This window comes from Cryobacterium sp. MDB1-18-1 (assembly GCF_004402735.1).
GTDB classification, from domain to species: Bacteria; Actinomycetota; Actinomycetes; order Actinomycetales; family Microbacteriaceae; genus Cryobacterium; species Cryobacterium glucosi.
Window position 1 is genome coordinate 1 of the sequence record NZ_SOFR01000088.1, and the last position, 3,200, is coordinate 3,200.

A 3,200-nucleotide genomic window follows, 5' to 3' on the forward strand; every position below is an offset into this window, starting at 1 on the left:
ATGAGTCAATACTCGTACAGCATGACCCGCACCATCAGGCGCGGGTCATGCGGCGACTGGCCCTTCGACTTCGCATACGACGCGTAGAACTTCTGCAGGTCGAGCTGGGTTTCGGCGATGTCCGCGATGAAGCGAGAGAGATGATTCTGCGGTAACCACTCATCCAGCGACGGTGGCACCAGCATCACCGCGGCCGGCTTGAGCGCCCGGAACCGTTTATTCACCCCGCCGCCAGCCTCAACACCATCATCAACGACAGAGTCCACGTGCTCAAGCTCAGCCGCGGGGAAGAGACCCTCCGAATCGCTCAAACCCAATTTTCCCGGACCGAAAACCTAAACCCAGGAAATCCACCGGCGTTTTAAAAATTATCCTCACTGACCCACGCTCCTCGCCTAATTGAAGCTCCGAATTCTTGACCGATCCTTTCATGCTGGTCTCTTCCGCCTTGCACTCCGGTCCTGGCCGGTCGCACTTCCAGTGAATCTAGCGCCCCCCTGACTCTGCCGGCTCACCAGACCGTTCGGGTCCGTTCCTGGGCGACGACGGCCTCACGGTCGACCAAGCGTCTTAGCCCCGCCAGCGGCTGGCTCATTCGATGGTTGCCGCGGATGCGCGGTTCGACCCGGTCGAGAAACGCCCAATACCCGGCCGTGAACGGGCAGGCGTCCTCGCCGAGGCGTTTCTTGGGATTGAATGGGCAGCCTCCGCAGAAATCACTCATCGACGAGATGTAGGCGCCGCCGGACGTATACGGCTTGGTCGCGACCATGCCGCCGTCGGCATATTGCGACATTCCGACGACGTTGGCCGGCATTACCCACGGAGTTCCGTCAACGAACGCCGAGATGAACCAGTCGTTCAGTTCGCCCGGATGATAGCCGCGCTGCAGGGCCTGGTTTCCGAGGATCATGAGGCGCTGGATGTGGTGGGCCCAGCCGGTGTCGGCCACCGCCTCCAGCACGTGGCTGACGCAGGCGGCCCGCACACCAGTGCCGTCGAGCTCCCAGTACGACCGGGGTAGCGGTTCGTGCGCGGCGAGGAAATTATTGTTCATGACATAGGCGGGCCCGAGGTGCCAGTACAGGTGCCAGACCCAGTCCCGCCACCCCATGAGCTGGCGGACGACGGCCTCGACGCTCTGCAGGGGCGCCGCGCCGCTCGCGTGGGCCAACACGACCGCATCGATTACCTCCCGAGGATGCAGCAGGCCCAGGTTGAGCGGCACGCTCAACCTGGAGTGTGCCATCGCGTCGTCCCCGCGCAGGGACGCATCCTCGAACGGACCAAAGTCATTCAGTCGGGTCTCGATGAAGTCTTCGAGGGCGGCCAGGGCCTCCGCCCGGGTCGCGGCGAAGCGCCGGGGCCCATCCCGCCCGATCAGGGTGATGCGGCCATCCGCTTGCAGCCGGTCGAGGTCTCGGCGCACTTCTTCGTCGATGTCGTCTTCGACCGGCTTCCACGGGTCGGGCAGGCCGAGGGCGATGGCCGCGCGGGGTGGCGGACGGCGGTTGTCGTGGTCGAAGTTGAAGCGGCCGCCCTCGGGGTCCGGCCCGCGCATCAGTACTCCGGTCCGCGTGCGAACCGAACGGTAGAACTGCTCGAGTACGAGCCGGGAGGCCGGGCGCCCCTCGACCCAGTCGGCGAAGTCCGCCTCGCTCGTGATGAATCCGCGGCTCGGCAGCACGCTGGCGCCGAGTTCGGCCACGAGCGCCCTCGCCCCCCAGCTGGTGGGGTCGATCACCTCGAGCGGGCGACCGGAGAGCACGTCGCGATAATGCTCCGCATGCAAGAATTCGACGCGGTCGCCGAGTTCCCGCGCCCGGTGACGCAGTGCGCTGAGGATGAGGTGTGCCTTCGCCCGGTGATAGGGCCGCCGCCCGAGGACCCCGACCGCCTCGACCAGCACAATCTGTCCGCCGTCATCGAAGTGCGGTCCAAGCTGGTCAGCGAACAGGAAGCGGGGCACCGGCATGATTGTGAGTCTAGGGCGGGGCACCCGCGACGGATTCCCTCGCCCGGCTGTTCGGGGCGGATGCCCAGCGATCCCGGGTTAGCCTCGGGTATGGGCAGGTTCACGGACAGTTGGCGATCGAACCTCCTCGGGACCCTGTCGGGCAACAGCGAGGGCCGGCCGCAGTGGGTCGGCACGATGGAGCTCGGCGATGACGCGGGCTTCTTCGGCCCCGGATCGGCCGCATGGGCTGTCCACGGCGGCATGGCGACGATGGTCGCCGGGATCAGGGCGCTGCTGATGAAGACCCTGCACCCGGGGGCGATGGCCGGGGTGCACGACTGGTCCCGGTACAAGGAGGACCCGCTCGGGCGCCTCTCCGGAACGATCCAGTGGCTCGTGACTGTCACCTTCGCCGACACCGTGCGCGCGGAACTGGAGTCGACCAGGGTGGGGCGTTTCCATGACCGGGTCAGGGGCAGTTACCTCGACGCTGCCGGTGTGCGGCGGAACTATTCGGCGGGTGATCCCGAATTGTTGTCCGGGGTGCATATCGTCTTAACGGATGCTTTTCTCGAGTCACACAAGCTGTGGGGCGGTCGGGGCGCGGGCGGCGCGATCGCCGGCGGCGCCGACGGGTACGTGCGCGAGTGGGCGAAGGCCGGCGAGCTGATCGGCGTGCAGGATCCGCTCCGCTCGGCCGGGGAGCTGAGAGCTTAGCTGGCCGCCTTCACGGATGCCGGGGTCCTGAAGAGTGACGAGCGCGTCGCCGAGGCGGTTCGTTTCATTCGGAGTCCGCCACTCTGGCCAGGGATGATGCCGTTCTATCGGATCATGTTCGCGGGAGCCGTGGCGTCGCTTCCCCTGCAGCACCGGCTGCTGCTCGGAGCGTCGTCCACCTCAGAGAATGCTGCCTGCACTCGCCTGGGACTGGAGAAGCGAATATTCATTGAGAAGGCTCGAACCCGGGGTTATCCAACGAACGGGTGGGGGATGAGTTCTACCAGTCGACACTCAGGGCATAGTTGACGCACCCGGACTCCGTATGGTGTCTCCACCGTCGCCACGTTCATCTCGTGGCCGCACGCAGGACATACTGGTCCCTCTCCGGGGATGTTGCCATCGTTCATCGTAGGATTGTGCCTCACATTGTGAAGGCCCACGCCGACAGGCGATGCAGGCTTTCGTGCCCCGGGATTAGCTGCGCAGAAGGCTGATTATGTGTTTGTCGCGTTCGGCGAGAGCA

The 3,200-nt window shown here is 65.5% G+C and carries 2 protein-coding genes and 1 pseudogene; 1 reads left to right on the forward strand and 2 read right to left on the reverse strand.

The genetic code is table 11. The annotated features are described in order from the left end of the window. Positions 1–8 precede the first annotated feature (8 nt). Both E3O50_RS18810 and E3O50_RS18815 read right to left on the reverse strand, forming a co-directional pair. A pseudogene (locus E3O50_RS18810) lies at positions 9–317 on the reverse strand (IS5/IS1182 family transposase); the annotation flags it as partial. A 194-nt stretch (positions 318–511) separates the two neighbouring features. Beyond that, the gene (locus E3O50_RS18815) at positions 512–1,975 is read right to left on the reverse strand and encodes a cryptochrome/photolyase family protein (RefSeq protein ID WP_134446642.1); all 1,464 of its coding nucleotides are present in this window, start codon (positions 1,973–1,975) and stop codon (positions 512–514) included. 90 nt (positions 1,976–2,065) lie between these two features. Here E3O50_RS18815 and E3O50_RS18820 point away from each other — a divergent pair, with 90 nt between their 5' ends. Continuing rightward, positions 2,066–2,674, forward strand: a complete 609-nt coding sequence (locus E3O50_RS18820; RefSeq protein ID WP_134563845.1) for an oxygenase MpaB family protein — start codon at positions 2,066–2,068, stop codon at positions 2,672–2,674. The last annotated feature ends 526 nt before the right edge of the window (positions 2,675–3,200 follow it).